Origin of the sequence: Algibacter luteus, from assembly GCF_030344935.1 — a bacterium.
GTDB classification, from domain to species: domain Bacteria; phylum Bacteroidota; class Bacteroidia; order Flavobacteriales; family Flavobacteriaceae; genus Arenitalea; species Arenitalea lutea.
In genome coordinates this window covers 576,651-598,839 of record NZ_CP128313.1, presented here as the reverse complement: position 1 = coordinate 598,839, position 22,189 = coordinate 576,651, and the positions used below count along the sequence as shown (strand labels likewise).

Below are 22,189 nucleotides of genomic sequence, written 5' to 3'. Positions count from 1 at the left end.
TTATGACCAAAAATGAACTGCGAAAAAAATACAAGCTTTTACGAAAGGGTTTAACTGAAAATCAAATAGAAGCCCTTAGTTTAGCTATTTCTAACCAGCTTCTTAAATTGCCTATTTGGGAGTATTCGTTCTATCATATTTTTTTAAGCATTGAAGAACTTAAGGAAGTTAATACCGATTTTATATTGAATATTCTTGCTGGCAAAGACAAAAATATTCTCATTTCTAAAAGCCATATGGAAACCGGAACAATGACGCATTATCTTTTAACTGATAATACCGTTATTAGAAAAGGCAGATATAACATTCCTGAACCCGTTGATGGTATAGAGATTAAAGAGGATCAAATGGACGTGGTTTTTATTCCTCTTTTAGCTTTTGATAAACAAGGAAATCGCGTGGGCTACGGCAAAGGGTTTTATGATAAATTTTTAGCTAACTGTAAACCCGAAACTATAAAAATTGGTCTATCTTTTTTTGAAGCGGAAGATGAAATTACTGATGTTTTTGATGGTGATATTGGGTTAGATTATTGTGTAACGCCACAACGTATTTTTAAATTTTAATTTTCTTCCTTTTTCCCAAACGCTTTTTTATTAAAAACGATTAGCATAATGAATCCTGTGCTTATCGCCATATCTGCAATATTAAAAACAGGATCGAAAAAACTAAAGCGTTTCCCTGCGTAAATCGGGAACCAATCGGGGAAATCGATTTCAAATAAAGGAAAATGCAGCATATCTACCACTTTACCATGCAGCAAGCTATCGTAACCTCCAGCTTCAGGTAAAAATTGAGCAACTTGATTATAGCTATCATCAAACAACACACCATATAAGACTGAATCTATTATATTACCTAAAGCACCTGAAAATATTAATGCAATGGCGATAATTAAGATTTTAGGACTATGTTTTTTAGTGGCATCGTATAACCAGTAACCTATACCAAAAATAGCTACTATTCTAAATGAAGTCAGAATTACTTTTGCAGTTCTATCTGATATAAAAGATACAAAATCGCTAATTTTTGTGCCCCATGCCATACCATCATTTTCAACAAAAATTATCTCAAACCAACTAAAAACATCCACACTTTCTTGAAGCACAAAGTGCGTTTTTATATAGATTTTACTTATTTGGTCGATAAGTAGTATGACGATGATAAGGATTATGGATTTTTTTAATGACATTTAAGAGAATGCTTCATTTAATAATAGATCCTGCCTTTGCAGGTTTGATAAATAAAAAACGTCTCAATATCTTGAGACGTTTCAAATATATAATTTAAAATAAAATTATTGCATGTTTTTAGCTTCAATACTTAATGTAGCGTGAGGCACTAATTTTAATCGTTCTTTGTTTATTAACTTACCTGTAACACGGCAAACGCCATAGGTTTTGTTTTCAATTCTAATTAAAGCATTTTTTAAATCGCGAATAAACTTTTCTTGACGAATAGCTAACTGCGAGTTCGACTCTTTGCTCATCACTTCGCTACCTTCATCAAAAGCCTTAAATGTAGGCGACGTATCATCCGTACCATTGTTGTGGTCGTTCATGTAGGCACTTTTTATCAACTCTAAATCGTGTTGTGCTTTGTCAATTTTTTCTTGTATTAGCCCTTTAAACTCTGCTAAATCTTTGTCTGAGTATCTTACGGTATTGTGATCCATAATCTTAATGTTTTTGGATAAATAGCTTGGTATTTACATCGTCAAAAGCAATTTCTATACCATCTTCCAATTTATCTATAATTTCAAGTTCGTTCGTTAATGTTTCAGATTTGATGTAAGTTATATTGGCATCAACCGCATTTACAACTTGTTCATCTTTTTGAAGGAGTACATCTATTCTATCTGTGACTTCAAAACCAGAATCTTTACGTAAATTCTGTATTCTATTTATCAGTTCTCTGGCTATTCCTTCTTTTCTTAATTCGTCTGTGATTGTTACATCTAAAGCCACTGTTAAAGCTCCTTCGTTTGCAACTAACCATCCCTCAATATCTTGTGATGTTATCTCTACATCTGTAAGCTCTAAGGTAATGGTTTTTTCGTTCACTTGGACGTCTAAATTACCATTTTGCTCGAATTTTCTAATGTCTTCCGCTGTAAAGTTATTAACGACTTGCGCAATGGCTTTCATATCTTTTCCGAACCGCGGACCAAGTACTTTAAAGTTCGGTTTTATTTGCTTTACTAAAATATCTGAAGCATCTTCTAAAACCTCTAGCTCTTTTACGTTCACCTCAGATTTTATCAGTTCCGCAACGGCTAATATTTCATTTTTTTGTGATTCACTTTGAATAGGAATCATTATTTTTTGTAGCGGCTGTCTTACTTTTATTTTCTCTTTAGCTCTTAACGATAAAACTAACGAAGATATTGTTTGTGCGCTTTCCATCTTATTTTCCAGCGACTTATCAACAAATGATTCATCAGAAACAGGGAAATTGGCAAGGTGTACACTTTCAAAAGATTCTTTTTTAGATGCTACATTTAAATCTAAATACAGGCGATCCATAAAAAATGGAGCAATAGGAGCACCTAATTTAGCAATCGTTTCCATACAGGTATAAAGCGTTTGGTATGCCGAAATTTTATCTTGTTGGTAATCACCCTTCCAAAAACGCCTTCTACTTAAACGCACATACCAGTTACTTAAATAATCTTGTGTAAAATCTGATATCGCTCTTGCAGCTTTTGTTGGCTCGTAATCTGCGTAATAGGCATCTACCTTCTTTATTAGCGTATGTAATTCAGAAAGAATCCATCGGTCTATCTCCGGTCTTTCATTTAAAGGCACATCGACTTCACTATAATTAAACCCATCTAAATTAGCATATAATTGAAAAAACGAATAAGTATTATAAAGCGTTCCAAAAAACTTGCGTTTTACTTCTTCTACGCCATCCAAATCGAATTTTAAATTATCCCAAGGATTCGCATTGCTAATCATGTACCAACGGGTGGCATCGGCACCATAATTTCCAAGAGTTTCAAAAGGATCTACAGCATTACCTAATCGTTTGGACATTTTTTGTCCGTTTTTATCTAACACCAATCCGTTAGATACTACATTTTTGTAAGCTACAGAATCGAAAACCATGGTTCCAATAGCGTGAAGTGTGTAAAACCATCCACGAGTTTGATCGACACCTTCTGCAATAAAATCTGCCGGAAAAGTTGTTCCTTTATCAATTAAGTCTTTGTTTTCAAAAGGGTAATGCCACTGGGCATACGGCATGGAACCTGAATCGAACCAAACATCTATTAAATCGCTTTCGCGGAACATTTTTTGTCCTGAAGGCGAAACTAAAATGATCTCATCAACTATATTTTTATGTAAATCGATTTTAGCGTAGTTTTCCTCAGAATTGTTTCCAACTTCGAAATCTTCAAAAATATCTTTAGCTAAAACACCTGCGGAAACTGCTTTTTGCATTTCAGCTTTCAATTCTTCAACAGATCCAATACAAATTTCTTCTTTACCATCTTCAGTTCTCCATATTGGCAACGGAATTCCCCAATAACGCGAACGCGATAAATTCCAATCGTTCGCATTTGCTAACCAGTTTCCAAAACGACCTGTACCGGTTGCTTTTGGTTTCCAATTAATAGTTTCGTTGAGTTCGAACATCCTGTCCTTTACGTCGGTTATTTTAATAAACCAGGAATCTAAAGGATAATAAAGAATTGGTTTATCTGTTCGCCAACAATTTGGGTAACTGTGTTTATATTTTTCAACCTTAAAGGCTTTATTTTCTTCTTTTAATTTAATGGCAATCTCAACATCTACTGAACGCTCTGGGGCTTCACCATCGTTATAATATTCGTTCTTTACATACTTACCGGCATATTCACCCATTTCTGGACGAAATTTACCTTGTAAATCTACAAGCGGCACTAGGTTTCCGTTTTCATCTTTTACCAACATTGGTGGCACCTCTGGTTTTGCTTGTTTTGCTACTAAAGCATCATCGGCTCCAAACGTAGGTGCGGTGTGTACAATTCCTGTTCCATCTTCGGTGGTAACAAAATCTCCTGAAATTACTCTAAACGCATGTTCAGGGTTGTCGTTTGGAAGTGCGTACTTTAATAATTGCTCGTATTTTATTCCAACTAAATCTTTCCCTTTACATTCGGTTGCAATGAGATATGGAATTTTTTTGTTTTCTTTTGAATAACTCTTTAGGTCTTCTACATCTTCTGTCTGCACGTATTTCCCAGTAAATTGTTTACCAACTAAGTTTTTAGCAAGTATAACATGTATCGGTTCAAAAGTATATTGATTATAAGTGGCAACCACAACATAATCGATTTTAGAACCTACTGTTAAGGCTGTATTACTTGGCAATGTCCAAGGTGTGGTAGTCCACGCAAGAAAATGTAAATGATCGAATTTTTTTAGAAACTCTGGCAAGGTATTTTCAGTAGCTTTAAACTGAGCAACAACAGTGGTATCTGTAACATCTTGATAGGTTCCAGGTTGATTTAACTCATGTGAACTTAGTCCTGTTCCTGCTTTAGGTGAATAAGGCTGAATGGTATAGCCTTTATACATTAAACTTTTATTGTAAATCTCCTTTAATAGCCACCAAACCGATTCCATATACTTTGGGTCGTAAGTAATATATGGGTCGTCCATATCCACCCAATAACCCATTTTTTGAGTCAGGTCGTTCCATACATCGGTGTAACGCATGACTGCTTTTCTACAAGCTGCGTTATAATCTTCAACCGAAATAGTTTTACCTATGTCTTCTTTAGTAATACCGAGTTCTTTTTCAACACCTAACTCAATAGGTAAACCGTGGGTGTCCCAACCTGCTTTTCGCTTAACTTGGTACCCTTTCATGGTTTTGTAACGTGGAAAAATATCTTTAATAGCGCGCGCTAAAACATGATGTACCCCCGGAAGCCCATTTGCGGAAGGTGGCCCTTCAAAAAATACAAACGATTTTTTACCTTCTCTAGTAGATACACTTTTTTCAAAAATGTTGTTTTCTTCCCAATATTCTAATATCTCTTTAGAAACATTTGGTAAGTCAAGTCCTTTATATTCAGGAAATTTAGCGCTCATTTACTCGTAAATCTTTTAAGTTCGCGAATTTAAGGAATTATACTTAAAACATTAATTTAAAATCAAAAAAAAGACCACTCAAAAAAGTAGTCTTTTAGAATTTTATACTTTTAAAGAAGCCTAATTTACAATAACCTTCTTAGTAAGCACTTCATTAGCCTCAGTTCTCATACAAACTACATAAGCTCCTGTTGATATATTACTAAATTGAATTCCGTTTTTTAATTGTTCTGTTGATACATTTAACAATTCTAATACCGTTTGACCGCGCATGTTTACTAAAGATAATTTACTAACTGTACTATTTAGCTTTTTAACAAACAACGTATTGGTTGCGTTTTGAAAATAAATGTTACTGTCTTCAACTACCGATTCATCAATTCCTAAAACTTGACCTTCTTTCTGGAATACAATTTCGAATCTTTTATTAAAGACTCCTTGCGCTGAAGTGAAACTGTACCCAGATTTTTCAGTTAAATCGAAATATACGCCTGCTAAATTATCTTTTAAATAAATGGCCTGTGTTTCATCTATATTTTCTAATTCGGTTATTTTTATGTTGAATGAATTATCACCAGAAGACTTAAAATTTAAAGGTATTGTTTTATCACTCGTTATCGGGCTATAAGCCATAATATTCATGTTTTTACCTTCTAAACTTAAATTTAAATCGTTGTTACTGGAATCTGCACTTAATGCTTCGTACCCATAATCATACCCGTCGGTAGTACTTTCGCTAAAACCTAAAAGTAGTTCACGTCGCGTTTTAGGTCCTTTGATCGAATTTAATTCCAATCGCATTCTTTGCATCAAATCAATTTTATCTTTTTTGTTTGTTTTACTTTCTGATTTGGTTTTACTATTAGCGTCTTTTGAAAATACTGAACCGTTAAGGTAAGTACCATCGGCATCCGTTTCTTTTATAAAAACACGCTGACTATTATTAAACTCTACTTGTCCATCGGCTACAATTTCGGTAATAAAACCTTGGCCAACTGACAAGTATCTTGTTGGGACTATGGTTCCGTCTTGTGAACCATTATGATCGCCATAAAAACCAACAAACTGATAAGCTCGGGTAGATCCTGTTTTATTTACTTGGGCATAACCGCCTTCGTATTCGCTTAAATTATGTGAATTTCCACCCCATTGTTGCCATAATTGTAATGTACCGTCTATAACACCTGCATTATCATCTATAAACTTATGGATATCTATAGCTGAAGGATAAGGATTTCCAAAAAGAAATTCGGTTTTTGATGCATTGGCAACAGATCCTGGGCCACCTTTATCCAAAACATCTATTAAAATAGTACCATTGTTAGGTTTACCTTCAAAAATGTATTGTTGTTCTGAATCTCCTATACCGGTTCCTTTTTGCGTATAACCTACACCAGGAATTAAAGGATCGCTTGGGCTTAAAAATTCCCAATGCCAATACGTTAAGCCATTTATATAAGTATATAACCAATACGTACTAATGTTGCCATTAGCTGTGTAGTTCGAGGTGAATAGAATATTATTTTTCGCCTCATCTTTAAGCATATTTAAAGTGTAGCTTGAATTATTTGTATTATTAGTTGCCGCATTGTTATCAGTTAAACTTGTTGCACCTAGCGCGCCTACAGGCGACCCCCAGTAGTTGTATCTAAACGGGCTTGATGTCCCTTCTTGACGTCTTAAAATTTTCCCTGTTGCCGAAGTTACTAAATCACTTGTAACGGTTTGCACTAGTTGCGAATCGTCTTCTAAATCTAGCGTCCCGTTTAATTCTAAATACCAATCATTCTCCACGAAACGATCACTATGTACCGTTAGTGTGTTACCCGAATCTATAATTAAGCCTAAGGATCCGAAATCATGACAAGCTGTAACATCATTCGCTATTTTTAAAATACTCCAATTTTTGTTTGTGGATGTGTTTTCAATATCCCAAACATCGCCATGTAACCAAGTAGACTCCGATGTCCATGACCCATCATTTGCTGTTACATAAGGCATAGGTGCCGTTTGGTCTTGAACTGTAGTTATATTTCGTAGGGTCAATGGTTTATTGCTTAAAGAACCATCTAAGGTCACACCAGTTTTTATATCGGTCATTGGGTAATACCCTATTAAATGACTCCAAAGTATCGTATTACCGGAAGCAGTATCTTTTACATCTTTTGGTACTATTTTACCAGCAACATTCCCAGAGTTATCTTGAATTTCTTGATATACTATTTGCTGAATTTGACTATCTGTTAATGCCACATCAAACACACGCACTTCATCAATACTACCACTAAAATGTTGGATAGAACTCCCTGATCTTGATAAACGTCCAACTTCAAATTTTCCATTCCACAAATTTGAATCGGCTTCTATAGTTTCACCAATCCAGGAACCATTAGTTACCGTTGAAACTATTTCTCCATCTATATAAAGTGTTTGGGTCCCAGTAACTCCTGAAAAAGTTCCAGTCACATGATGCCATTCGTTATAATTAACTGTAATATTATCTCCTAAAACATTTGATAACCCTGAATTCGTCCTTATACTAAAGGTAGGGCGTGTGCCCGTTTTTATATACAATCGGCATGACGTGTCTTCTCCTAAAATCGTTCGTGCCGATGAGCCCGCAGATTCAAATTTTACCCAAGCCATTACAGTTACTTCTTCTAATCCTTGAAGCAAGGATTCTCCTGTTAAATAATCATCAACGCCATCAAAATCTAAAGTGGCTGATGAAGGTGGATTACCATCAAATAGATCTCTATAATCTAAATCTCCTCCTGATGCCAAATCACCGTCAACGTCCGGTAATACAGATAAATCTGTAGGGTCTTCTATATCTTCATTAATATCTAAAGAAGCATCGTTTACTCCATTGGTTTCAAATACATCATCTAAACCGTCGCCATCGGTATCAGTTCCAGAAGTCACGTTGGCCATTCCATTTTCTTGAATGTCTGGTATACTATCAGAATCAGAATCTGTATCTCTGTAATCTGGAATTCCATCGGTATCTGTATCTACTGGAACAATACCAGTAGGGTAATTATCATCAACGCCATAAATGTTATAAGTGTAAGCTGGCCCTAAGTAACCAGTTGTTGTTTGCCCTTCTACGTTATCCGGGATACCATCATTATCAGAATCAATATCTAAATAATCTGCGATTCCATCACCATCGGTATCTTCACAATCAGGTAATACATATAATTGAACTTTATCAATAAAATTACCAGAAGTTGTTCCTCCTCCTGAAGCTACGGCAATAGCAGTAAATGTTAATCTGGTGGTTGTTTGACCAGCAGGCACGGTGTAAGTTCCTGAGTGTACAGTCCATGAGGCATCTCCTGCAGAACTGTAATCTCCTTGACTTGTTAATGTACCACTTGGGTCGCCAATTAGTAACCTTACTATATCCTCGCCAGAACTACCAGCATAACTGGTTCTCTTTCTATGTGCAAACGACCACTGTAAAACGTCACCTGGGGTTGTAGTAATATCTTGATATAAACCATCGTTGGTTGTTGCATTAACCTCTCCCCATTGTGATCCTGAATAGGCTCGCCCTCCAAGATCACTTGCTGCGCCTTGGGTGTTATGCCATACTTCTAAATGGTTATTAGCCGTATCAGAACTTAACCAATGTGGTATATTGCTTGCATCTCCTTTCCAAATCCCAGTACTTGCAACAACATCTGTTGGTCCTCCATCTAAACCAGCAGTTATATCTAAATCTTCGAAATCTGAATTTAATAATGGGGCCTTACCTAAATCTGTACATTCAATACTATCTAAAATACCATCATTATCTTCGTCTAAATCATCTACGACCACCACTTTAAATGATGTGAAGTTTCTTCGCCCACAATTATCTGTTACAATAACTCGTATTAAACATTTATCTGGCCCTGTTATCGTTGGGTTTGGTGTATAATTTGGGGTTGCAGACGTAGGGTCATCAAAAGTTCCTCCACAAGAATCAATCCATTGAAAAGTAAAAGGAGGTGCGATACCAGAAACTTCTGCGACCATAGCATAAGATTCCTGAGTGTATAATAATGAGGCTACTGGATCTATTTTTAATTTCGGCCTTCTTTCAATACCAGCTTGTAATAAAAAATTACCATATACTCTGGCAGCTGCTACGTTTTCTGCTTCGGTTCCTCCAGCGATACTATGTGACCCTTCATACATTACCATCCCATTAGAGTTGTCTCCAAATGCTCTACCATAAGCTAAAGCGGTTGCTGGTCCTGTTGGGTATGTTCCATCTATAACATCAGGGTGATCGTCGTCTGTAAGTGCTAGTACTGTTGAGTCTCTCCAACCATCTACGTCTGGTAAATATATTTGCTCTGAACCGTTTTGTAACGCACCATCCATGGTTCCTAAAAATTGCATTAATGGATCTCCAGCAGTTTCAGAACCGTTAAAAACACCTGTTTGTATATTATAACTGTAAGGTGGTGTACCATTATCATGATCTCCCCATGGAATTAAACCATTGTTAGACAATAAATTTAAATCGGGATTGCCATCATTATCGGTATCAACCAATCCTTCCATGGCACTCACAGCGTGACAAGCTGACCAAAAATAACCGCCGTTTTCAATAAAATCTATTAAAGTATTTACTGTAGATGCGCTCCAATTTTGAGGATCTGCGTGAGGCATAGTATACATATCGTCACAAAGTGTCAAATCATCTGGATCTCCAATTCTACCAAAAGTAATTGGAACATTGGCACGATCATAAAATGCATCTTGAACTTTATTACCATTTTGAGTATCTAAAACCGCCCTTGGAAAACTAGAAATATAATCGTAATAAAGCGATTCAAATTCTGGTAAATTTTTATCAACTACTAACCCAGGATAATCAGTCATCCATTGGTTAATAATAGGTTCTGCAATTCCCATATACTCAACAGGGATTACAAAAGGGCCACCTTTATAATCTTTACCATTAACGGTTATGTCTACTTGATCTACTTTGGCATTAGCATCTACCCAGGATTTGGTGTGATTAACTACCCAATAAATAGGAATTAAATTATTAATTGCCAATTCATATACTAACCCGAAAGGAATTAATCCGCTGTTATAGGTTTGAGTAGAAACTCCCATATCTATTATGGCAGACCCAGCCTCAAATGTTCTTTTAGCCGATACTTTAACCGAAGCCGTATTATTATTAGAAACACCATCAGACTGTGATGATGAGGTTATACTAGCCACATTAATAAAAGCTCCACTTAATCTTACAAGGGCATCAATTGTTAAAGTTGCTGAATTGCCATTGTTTAAAGCGCCAACATCCCAAACACCCGAGATATTATTATAAGTACCTTGTGAAGCCACATGACTCACCCAGTCTACACTAAAGGGTAATTGATCTAAAACATTAATGCCTGATGCATCAACAGGACCATTATTGGTTACAGTAATGGTATATTGAATAATGTCATTTTCAGAAGGAAAAGGATCATTAACTGTTTTCGTAATGGCTAAATCTGCTCCTAATACTTGAAAATCAGCATTATCTGTATTATTACTTGTGTCTCCGTCTTGCATGATCGAAGACCCTGAAGCTGTATTAGTAATAACCAAACCACCAGTACCAGAATTTACAGTACAAGTAATCGTTAAGGTTTTTGAAGTTAGCGCGTTTATGGTTCCAGCATCCCAAATTCCTGTTGCAGAATCGTAAGTTGTTCCGCTTGATGCACTGTCATCACCCACATAGGTAACATGCTCGGGTAATAGATCTGTGATAATAGATTTAAAGGCATTTGTTGTCACACTATTATTAGTAGCCTGTATGGTATAAGTAACTGTATCTCCAACGGCCTTTGTAGGTGCATCTACATTTTTGGTAATTTGTAAATCTGCGCTTCCTACGCCGATATCAACACTATCTGAGTTATTATCGGTTATAGAATCATCTTCAATGACACTTAATACGCTGGCGGTATTAGTAACTAAAGTACCATTTGCAGTTACATTTACCGTTGCATCAATAGTTAAAGTAGCCGAATTCCCTACATCTAAATCGTTTACAAACCATTGTCCAGTGCCACTATTGTAAGGGGTTCCTTGAGTAATGGTTGAAGATTGATACGTTAATGTCGCAGGTAATATATCTTGAATGGTAATATCGTTTGCTTTTAGTGGCCCATTATTGGTAACCACAATGGTGTAAGTAATGGTATTTCCAACCGCGGGGTTGGTATTATTTACAGTTTTTGTAACTTCTAAATCGGCACCATTCACGAATAAATCTACTGAAGATTCATTATCCAAGGCATCATTATCATATTGGTCAAAACTAACCAATGCAAAATCGTTAGTGATGGTTTGAGCTGCTGTACCGGCATCAACTGTAGCCAGAATTTTTATTTGTCCTTGTGAACCACTTGTAAGGTTACCAATATTCCAATCGCCAGTAACGCTATTATATGCGCCTCCACTATCATCTGACACATAAGTTAAACCACTTGGTAATAAATCGTTTACAATTATGGAATTAGCGAAAGATGGTCCATTGTTTTTAACTTTTAACGTAAATTCTACGGTCTGACCTTCATCAGGTGTATTATCATTTACCGTTTTAGTTAACTCTAAATTTGCTGAATTAACTACGACATCAATATTTGAAGAATTATTCGTGCTTATTGGGTCCGTTTGATCGGACGCTAAAATAGAAACTACACTATTAATGTTATTCCCTGAAGTACCCGCTCCTACAGTAACATTTATAGTCAATTCTCTTGTAGTACCTGAAGTCAATGTACCAATGGTCCAAACTCCTGTGCCCGAGTTATAACTTCCTGCACTCGCAGTGCTTGAAACATAACTATAGCCAGCAGGAATGACGCTTTCTACAGCAACATTTGTAGCTGAATTAGGTCCGTTGTTTTTAACTTTAATGGTAAACGTTATGGTTTGACCCTCATCAGGTGTATTATCGTTAACGCTAAACTGATTTATTAATAGGTCTGCACTCTGAGCACCAATAGAGGCCACAGAAAAACATAAAAACAATAAATATGTTAATACGCGTAATTTTTTATTCATACTAAGCAGGCTTTAATAGTTTGGGAACTATTAATAAACTCTTTAAAACTTAATTAGCATTAGTTCTATTTATACTTGATGTCTATTAAATCTTTAAAGTTTTATTTTTCTTAATTAACTCATTAACAAATATATATAAATATATCGATAAAATACTTTTTTTTTCGACGAAATGCATAACATTAATTTATTATTATCTTTTTGGTAAGCACTTCATTAGCCTCTGTTCTCATACAAACCACATAAGCACCTGTGGCAATATTACTGAATGGAATTCCGTTTTTTAATTGTTCTGTTGATACATTTAACAATTCTAATACTATTTGACCGCGCATGTTTACTAACGATAATTTACTAACCGCACTATTTAGCTTTTTAACAAATAACGTATTGGTTGTATTTTGATAATAGATGTAATTTTCTGAAACCATCGATTCTTCAATACTTAAGCTTTGTTGCTCACTTTGGAAAACAATCTCAAATCTATTATTAAAGATGCCTTGTTCCGATGAAAAACTATAGGCTGCATCTTGTGTTAAATCAAAATATACTCCTGTTAAGTTATCTTTGATATAAATCTCTTGACTCTCGTCAAGGTTTTCCGTATCTGTGATTCTAATTTCAAAACTATTATCTCCTGATGATTTAAAGTTTAGTGGCACCACCTTATCGGTGGTTATGGGACCGTAAGCTTGAATATTCATATTCTGACCTTCTAAGACTAAATTTAAATCGTTACTGCTAGTTTCGGTGTTTTTGGCATCAAAACCATAATCAAAACTATCTGTAGTAAAATCACTAAATCCTAATAAAAGTTCTCTTCTTGTTTCTGTACCTTTTACAGAGTTAAATTCTAAACGTATCCTTTGCATAGGATTTTCCTCTTCGGCAGTTTTAGAAGCCGTCTCTGTTTTTTCTCCTTTACCGTTTGTGGTTTTTGAAAACGCCGACCCATTATCATAGGTGCCATCCGCATCCGATTCTTTAATAAATACACGCTGGCTATTGTTAAACTCTACTTGCCCATCGGCGACAATTTCCGCAATAAAACCTTGCCCTACAGGCAGGTATCGCGTTGGTACTATACAACCATCTTGCGAACCCGTATTGTCTCCATAAAACCCTACAAACTGATAGGCTCTTATTGACCCTGTTTTATTCACTTGGGCATAACCGCCTTCGTATTCGCTTAAGTTGTGCGAATCACCTCCCCATTGTTGCCACAATTGCAAGTAGCCATCTATGACGCCTACATTATCATCTATAAATTGATGCACGTCAATTGCTGATGGGTATGGGTTAGCTAATAAATATTCTGTTTTGGAATGGTTGGCTACCGATCCTGGGCCTCCAACATCTGCTACATCTATTAAAATGGTGCCATTATTAGGTTTGCCTTCAAAAATATACTGTTGTTCTGAATCTCCTAGTCCTGTACCTTTTTGAGTATACCCAACTCCAGGTGTTAATGGATCGTTTGGATTTAGAAACTTCCAATCCCAATAAGTTTTCCCATTTTTAAAGGTATATAACCAATAAGTACTTATATTACCATTAGCGGTGTAGTTTGAGGTAAATAACATATTGTTTTCTCTTTCATCTTTAAGCATATTTAAAGAGAAACTAGAATTATTAGTGTTGTTAGTTACTGCGTTATTATCTGTTAAACTTGTGGCCCCTAAAGCTCCCACAGGCGACCCCCAATAATTGTATCTAAACGGACTTGATGTACCTTCTTGTCGTCTTAAAATTTTACCTGTTGCGGAGGTTACTAAATCGCTATTTACAGTTTGAATTAATTGAGAATCATTCTTTAAATCTAAAGTTCCATCTAATTGCAAATACCACGAATTGTTTATTTCGTTATCGTTATTTACCGTTAATTCCTTATCGTTATCAATTAATAAACCGATACCCTTGTGTGAATTAGAAGTTGTTACATTATCATGTAAGTGAACAATACACCAAGCCTCTGGTGATTGCGATGGTATAGCAAAATTTGGTAAATTTTCAATATCCCAAACATCACCGTGCAACCAGGTGCTTTCTTCAGTCCAATCTCCATCAGATGAAGTTTCAAAAGGCATTGGAGCTGTTTGTTCTAATATACTGGAAATATTATATAGTTTTAATTCATTATCATTATTTGATAAATCAGCAGTGGTGTTAGTTTTTATATTCGTAAACGGGTAGTAAGCTATGAGATTACTCCAAGGAATTTTAGCATTGGTATTAATATCAACAATATCTTTTGGAATGACGCTTCCATGAACAAATCCTGCATTATTTTCAATTTCTTGATAAACCATACGTTGTATTTGGTCATCGGTAAGCGCTACATCAAAAATTCTAACTTCATCCATCCATCCTTCAAAATTATACTCAAAACTATTTGTGCCACTAACTATTCCAAGGCGAAGTGGTTCTGAATTATTTGATAATGTACCTGGTAACGACAACCAACTAGACGATGCAAAACCATTTCTAAATACTTTTGCTTGAACATCTGGCCCGTTTTGTCTGACTTTAACCGCTATATGTGTCCAATCACTTCGACTAGATTTCCAACCTGAAGCCACTCCTAAAAACGACGAATTATCATAAAAAACTTTCCCTTGTAATGAATAATGGGTTGGATTATTAGCTGGCGACCAATTTTTTATAGTAATCTCAAAAACATCTTTCTGTCCCATGACAAAAACATCATCATTAGTACCTAAAGTTGGGCCATTGTATTTTACCCAAAGCGATACGGTATATTCACTTAAGCCGTTAATTACAGAATTAACTTCGGCATAATCATCTATACCATCAAAATCTAAGGCGGCTGAAGCTGGTGGGTTAATGTTAAATAAATCTCTATAATCTAAATCGCCTCCTGATAATAAATCACCATCGCCATCGGGTAATACTGATAAATCTGTAGGATCATCTATTTCATCATTGACATCATTTGGGTCATTCAAATTAGAACCTTCAAAAAGATTATCCAATCCATCACTATCTATATCTGTAAATGATACAATAAGATCTGCCATTCCGTTTTCTTCAATATCCAGAAGTCCATCGTTATCTGAATCTAAATCCCTAAAATCAGGAATACCGTCGCCATCTGTATCTTCTAAAGCTAAGCCCAAGCCAAAATTATCATCAATCCCATTTTGGTCTACATCTGTAATTCCAGAACCTGCACCACTAGGTGCTATATAACCTATAGTTGATTGGGCTTCAATATTATCTGGAATACCATCATTATCACTATCTAAATCAAGGTAGTCATCTACACCATCACCATCAGAATCCTCACAATTAGGCAATACGTATAATTGAACTTTATCTACAAAATTTCCAGAAGTAGTTCCTCCACCTGAAGCCACTGCGATAGCCGTAAATGTTAATCTTGTTGTGGTCTGACCAGCTGGCACAGTATAGGTTCCTGAGTGTTCAGTCCAAGAGGCATCTCCTGCAGAACTAAAATCACCCTGACTTGTTAGCGTACCACTTGGATTTCCTATAAGTAATCGTACGATGTCTTCACCTGCACTTCCGGCATATCCCGTTCTTTTTCTGTGCGCGAAAGACCAGTTTAATACATCTCCGGGTGTTGTTGTAATATCTTGATATAATCCGTCATTTGTTGTGGCATTAACTTCTGCCCATTGTGTACCAGAAAATGCCAAACCTCCAGAATCATTTCCGGCAGTTTGAGAATTATGCCAAATTTCTAAATGGTTGTTAGTAGCATCTGAACTTAACCAGTGTGGTATATTACTCGCATCTCCTTTCCAGATTCCACTTGTAGCAACAACATCCGATGGTCCTCCATCTAAACCTGTAGTTATATCTATATCTTCAAAATCTGAGTTGAGTAAAGGCGCTTTCCCTAAATCTGAACATTCGTCAGTATCCAAAATACCATCATTATCATCATCTAAATCACAGGAATCATTTATACCATCTCCATCCGAATCTAAACCAGATGGATCTGTACATGGTGAAAAAAACCCGAAGTTCTTTTCACATTTTACCTCATCAACATGATTAAATGAAACTGCATGTAAATTGCCAGTAGATAAGGAAGAACTGGCTGGTAACGTTGTTTGGTCAATTTGGACGATATATGAAGCAGGAGTTATACCATCATAATTTATTTCAAGTAGTGAAGCTTGCGACCCTATTTTTTCGTAAGATTGTGTTTTTCGTTCTGCACTTGGTCCTGCAAAATGACCAAAAAGAAGTGCCAAATTATTCCCTGATGACCAACCTGGTCTATTTACTACAGATTGAATTAATGGTGATACGTCCGGAGTCGGATAAATGTTTAATTCATCCCAATTAGGCATATTGTGCCAATCAACAATATTTGAGGCATCCCATCTATTTGATATATTATTATCAGTATCAATAAACTCTGCGGCATCATCACTATCTTCAATACTAATTTCATAACTTAACGAACCCGTTTGGTCATCCTTAGATAGAAATTTTACTGTGGCTGAATTTATTACTGCACCTTGAGGAATAGTAACATTTCTAAACCTTAAGCCAATATAAGGATCTCCAATTTTAAATTTTAGCTCATTGCCGTCAAGCACCACTTTATTATTTCCTTCTTGCTGTGCATCATCCACACCTCTATCTATGCGCTTAGAAAACACAAGGCCAGTTGCAACTGCTGGAATTATACTGAAATTGTAATTTCCACTAGCATCGGATATAGTGGTCTGGATAATGCTATCAGCACCATCTATTACACCATTAGCGTTAGTGTCTTCGTATAAATTTAGAGTAATATTAGATTCTAAAGGTTCACCAGCATCATGAGTTCCGTTAAAATTATAATCATTAAATACATTACCGTAAATCGTATTAGATCCGCTAACAACTGGATCCGTACAATTTGGAGATACATTAATACTACATCCTCCGCCAAGAGTTGTTGTTATATTGAAAGGTCCATTTTCTAATTCCCAATTTGAAATATCCATGATTTCAGCTAATAAAGAGTCTGCTGTTCCTTCAAATGGATCTGTAGGACAAATAAATGAACCATTATCTATTTCACCAAAATAAACAGCATGAACACCATCTGTTAACCCTGGTGGTAAAGCAGTACTATTAGAGCCTGAAGCATTAGACCAACCACCATCACCGCCATCCATGTGTATAGCATTTAAGAAAATTGGACTCGCATCAGTACCTTGATACACTAATATTTGATCTCCTGAGGCAGCTAGCTGAAAGTTGCTATCGTCGGTAATAGTTCCGTTATCTGCAGTAAAAGGATTTTCTAAATCTAAAACATCTATAACCGTGCCAGCCGACAAGCTAGAGGTCGCTGTCCATGTTAGTACACCTTCGCCAGCTCTAAATGTGCCTAGAGTACTGTTCCATCCACGATCGGTAAAATTTATTTGAGTTCCAGCAGTAACATCTGTTAATAGCACAAATACAAATTGATCTGGATTATCTGTTTTGAATCCAGTTAATGCTACATCTCCTGCAGAAAGCGTTGTTTGAGAATACGTGTTTATTCCGCACAACATCGAAAGGAAAAGAAAACTGAATATTAGTTTTAGTTTCATAAAATAATAGATTTGAGGGTACTATTAGAAACAAACATATGAAATAATTACCATACATCTAAGAAATTATACAGTTTATCGATGAAATGCACGAAATTATTTATTTATTTACGAATAATACTTACAATTTTAATTTAGAATCAAAAAAAAAAGACCACTTAAAAAAGTAGTCTTTTAGAATTTTATATTTAAAGCTATCTAATTTACAATAACCTTCTTTGTAAGTACTTCATTAGCCTCCGTTCTCATACATACTACATAGGCTCCAGTTGCAATATTACTGAATGGTATACCGTTTTGTAATTGTTCTGTTGATACATCTAACAATTCTAATACCGTTTGTCCACGCATGTTTATCAATGATAATTTGCTTACCGCACTGTTTAGCTTTTTAACAAACAAGGTATTGGTTGTATTTTGATAATAGATGTAGTTTTCTGTAACTGCTGACTCTTCTGTACTTAAGCTTTGTTGCTCACTTTGGAATACAATCTCAAACCTATCATTAAAGATACCTTGTGCTGATGAAAAACTATAAGCTGTATCTTGTCTTAAATCAAAATACGCACCTGTTAAATTATCTCGTAAATAAATCTCCTGACTCTCGTCCAGATTGTCCTTCTCTGTAATTCTTATTTCAAAACTATTTTCGCCCGAAGATTTAAAGTTTAGTGGCACTACCTTATCGGCTGTTATGGGACCGTAAGCTTGAATGTTCATGTTCTTACCTTCTAAATCTAAATTTAAATCGTTATTTCGAGTCTCCGTGTTTATCGCATCATAGCCATAATCAAAAGCATCGGTGGTTTGAGAACTAAACCCTAACAGTAACTCATGTCTGGTCTCTGGACCGGTTACCGAGTTAAACTCTAATCGCATCCTTTGCATTGGCTCCTCCTCTTCTGGAGTTTTGGAAGCTGTCTCTGTTTTTGCACCTTTGCCTTTACCTGTTTTTGAAAATGCTGAACCATTGCTATATGAACCATCGGCATCTGATTCTTTAATAAATACTCGTTGGCTATTATTAAACTCTACCTGTCCATCGGCTACCACCTCGGCTATAAAGCCTTGGCCTACCGGAAGGTATCTCGTGGGTACTATACAGCCATCTTGATTGCCATTATTTGCCCCATAAAAACTTACAAACTGATACGCGCGTATCGATCCTGTTTTATTCACTTGGGCATAACCACCTTCGTATTCGCTTAAGTTATGTGAGGAACCTCCCCATTGTTGCCATAACTGTAAGTAACCATCTATAACCCCTACGTTGTCATCTATAAACTTATGCACGTCTATGGCTGATGGATATGGGTTTCCTAATAGGTATTCTGTTTTAGAATGGTTAGCTACCGAACCTGGACCGCCTACATCTTCTACATCTAGTAATATGGTTCCATTATTTGGTTTGCCTTCAAATATGTATTGTTGTTCTGAAGCTGCCGTTCCTGTGCCTTTCTGGGTGTATCCCACTCCTGGACTTAACGGTGTGCTTGTTGATATTTGCGACCAATCCCAATAGGTTCTTCCGTTTATAAACGTATACAACCAATAGGTGCTTATATTACCACTACCTGTGTAGCTGGATGTGAATATACATCCTGAGCCTGTATCATCTTTTAACATACCCAAATTGAAATTTGTGTTGTTGGCATTGTGGGTTGTTGCATTATTATCACTTAAACTAGTTGCTGCTGGTGCACCTACTGGAGATGACCAATAGTTATACCAGTAAGGACTTGCCGTTCCTTCCTGTCGTCGCAATATTTTACCATCTGCAGAGGTTACCAAATCACTTGTGGTGGTTTGTATTAACTGAGAATCGTCCATTAAATCTATGGTCCCGTTTAATTCTAAATACAAACTATTACTTATTAAGTTATCGCCATTTACCGTAAGGGTGTTGCCACTATCTATAACAAGCCCTCTATGGTTATGTGAACTCGATGTACTTACATTACTTGATATTTGAACAATACTCCAATCTTTATTACTTGATGTACTCTCTATATCCCAAACATCGCCATGTAACCATGTGCTCTCACTGGTCCAACTCCCATCATTTGATGAAACATATGGCATGGGTGCCGTTTGCTCTTGGGCAGATAAAATGTTGTACAGCGCCAGGGTTTTGTTTTGTCCTGACATATCATTAGTCGTGCTATTCTTGATATCTGTCATTGGATAATAAGCCAACAAACTACTCCATGGTACGGTGGCTAGTGTCGTAAAATCTTTAATGTCCTTTGGTATTATTTTTCCACGTATATTCCCTGAGTTATTCTCAATCTCTTGATAAACCATCTGTTCGATTTGATCTGAACTTAAGGCGCTATCAAATACGCGAACTTCATCGATATTCCCTTGAAAATACTGAATAGGTGTACTTCTTGACATACGTCCAACTTCAAACTTACCATTCCATAAACTCGCATCGGCTTCTATGGTTTGACCAATCCATGACGCGTTAGTAACCGTAGAAGTTAATTCGCCATCAATATATAAGGATTGGGTTCCTGTGGCTCCCGAAAAAATTCCGGTAACATGATGCCACTCATTATAATTTACTCCAGTGGTACCTCCTATTACATTTGATAACCCTGAATTTGTCCTGATACTGAAGGTCGGACGATTTCCTGTCTTTATATACAATCGGCATGAGTTATCTTCTCCTAAAATTGTTCGTGCTGATGAACCCGCTGATTCAAAGTTTATCCATGCCATAACAGTCACTTCACTTAAACCTTGCATTAGCGCATCACCCATTAAATAATCGTCCGTCCCATCAAAATCTATCGTCGCAGATGACGGGGGGTTGACATTAAACAAATCGCGGTAATCTAAATCGCCGCCAGAAGCTAAATCACCATCCGCATCTGGAAGTATTGATAAATCTGAAGGGTTGTCTATATCATCATTTGGATCATTGGGGTCGAAAGGATTTGACCCTTCAAACAGTAAATCAAGACCGTCATTATCAGCATCGGAAAAAAGAATAATAGCATTAGCCATACCATTTTCTTCTATATCTGGAATGCCATCATTATCTGTATCTAAATCCAAGAAATCGGGATAAAAATCAAAATCGGTAAATACCACATCCAACCCTGTACCATAGGCTAAGTCTATTCCTGTGTTTCCTACAGTCCCTGATGGAGGCAGATATCCAACCGTATATTGTGCTTCTACATTATCTGGAATACCATCGTTATCACTATCTATATCTAAATGATTATAAACACCATCATTATCAAAATCTTCACCAGTAACAATAGTTAAATTATTCGAATTAAAATCTAAAAACTCACATTGCGTAAACGACATCATAAATTGTCGAGTATAAGCTGTAGTTGAAGTTTTAATAGCCTGCATACGCATGGTAAACGAATTTCCAATAAATTGATAATAAGCTCTTAACCATGGTAACGTAGAAAACCCATTAACGGTTACATCATCGGATGTCATTTCAATATTGTTTGAACCCAAATCGGTTACTGTTAAATCTGAAGGATTATCTATACCATAAGCAGCCGGATTATAGTAAATAACAGACTCTAACAAGTTTGATGTACCATCACAATCCCATGTAATTCCATTTACTCTAAAAATATTAGTTGAAGGTGTTGTAGTTCCAGCATTTACAATAGTAAATTTAAACGTAGCTCCTGGGGTACCTGTACCAGAAAAAGTTAGTGTCGTTTGTAAATAATCTGCAATACCTGTTGTATCATCATCTATATTGGCAATGGTGGTGTTGGTTAATTCGGTTATTTCCATCAAAACGTCGTAACCTGCAACCGTATTACCAAATCTATAAACTGCGCCAACAGTACCTACAGCTCCTGAGCTTGCCCCAGCATCATAATATCCATTTCTGAAATTTAATGGAGGTAAAGTACACTCAAACCTATCTTCACCTAAATTTTCAACTGAGTCTGGTATCCCATCACCATCATCATCATAATCCAAATAATCTGGAACTCCATCTTGATCTAAATCGGGTAGACTGTTACAACTTGCATCGCCTCCTGTAACATCAAAATAAATGGTTTGTCCGGTGGTATTAGCTCCAGTACCTGTATCATTAACAACCTCGGTACCATCAACCTTTACTCTTACTCTACCATTATCCCAACCATCGTTTGCGGCATCATATATTTTTATGTAATAATTGGTTCCATTAGGAACACAACCTAAATCGTATTTAACGCTGTATTTATCTGTAGAACCAGATTGTGTCGTTTGATAACATTGTGTGTCATCACAAAGCGTTAGTAATAAATCATTCGCAGTATTATAAAGCTCTACTTTATGCTCATAAGACTCTTTTTTCCATTTAACAATAAGTTTTAATGGAGAATTTTGAGCGATAACATTAATGGATACTAGTAATCCAATAAGTAGACTAATGTGTATTTTTTGTTTCATAATTAATAGATTTGGGGGAAT

General features: G+C 36.0%; 7 protein-coding genes. 1 reads left to right on the top strand and 6 read right to left on the bottom strand.

Annotated features, from left to right (window positions below; all coding sequences use genetic code 11):
• The first annotated feature begins 2 nt into the window (after window positions 1-2).
• Complete coding sequence (locus O5O44_RS02480; RefSeq protein ID WP_289195602.1) at window positions 3-566, top strand: 5-formyltetrahydrofolate cyclo-ligase; 564 nt, start codon at window positions 3-5, stop codon at window positions 564-566.
• Here the strand turns inward: O5O44_RS02480 and O5O44_RS02475 are convergent.
• The 6 genes from O5O44_RS02475 to O5O44_RS02450 form a co-directional block, all read right to left on the bottom strand.
• On the bottom strand, window positions 563-1,192 hold the full coding sequence (locus tag O5O44_RS02475; protein WP_289195601.1) for a lipoprotein signal peptidase: 630 nt from the start codon (window positions 1,190-1,192) through the stop codon (window positions 563-565). The two genes, O5O44_RS02480 and O5O44_RS02475, sit on opposite strands and share 4 nt — an antisense overlap.
• Before the next feature lie 105 nt (window positions 1,193-1,297).
• Window positions 1,298-1,675, bottom strand: coding sequence for a TraR/DksA family transcriptional regulator (locus O5O44_RS02470; RefSeq protein WP_019385938.1), 378 nt, complete (start codon window positions 1,673-1,675; stop codon window positions 1,298-1,300).
• Between the two features lie 4 nt (window positions 1,676-1,679).
• A complete protein-coding gene (gene ileS / locus O5O44_RS02465; RefSeq protein ID WP_289195600.1) occupies window positions 1,680-5,084 on the bottom strand; it encodes an isoleucine--tRNA ligase in 3,405 nt (1,134 codons plus the stop codon).
• A 120-nt stretch (window positions 5,085-5,204) separates the two neighbouring features.
• Window positions 5,205-12,155, bottom strand: a complete 6,951-nt coding sequence (locus O5O44_RS02460; RefSeq protein ID WP_289195599.1) for a DUF8693 domain-containing protein — start codon at window positions 12,153-12,155, stop codon at window positions 5,205-5,207.
• A gap of 182 nt (window positions 12,156-12,337) precedes the next feature.
• Window positions 12,338-17,740: a DUF8693 domain-containing protein gene (locus O5O44_RS02455; protein ID WP_289195598.1), complete on the bottom strand. Its 5,403-nt coding sequence runs from the start codon at window positions 17,738-17,740 to the stop codon at window positions 12,338-12,340.
• Window positions 17,741-17,938: 198 nt separating this feature from the next.
• The gene (locus O5O44_RS02450; RefSeq protein WP_289195597.1) at window positions 17,939-22,168 is read right to left on the bottom strand and encodes a DUF8693 domain-containing protein; all 4,230 of its coding nucleotides are present in this window, start codon (window positions 22,166-22,168) and stop codon (window positions 17,939-17,941) included.
• Window positions 22,169-22,189 lie beyond the last annotated feature (21 nt).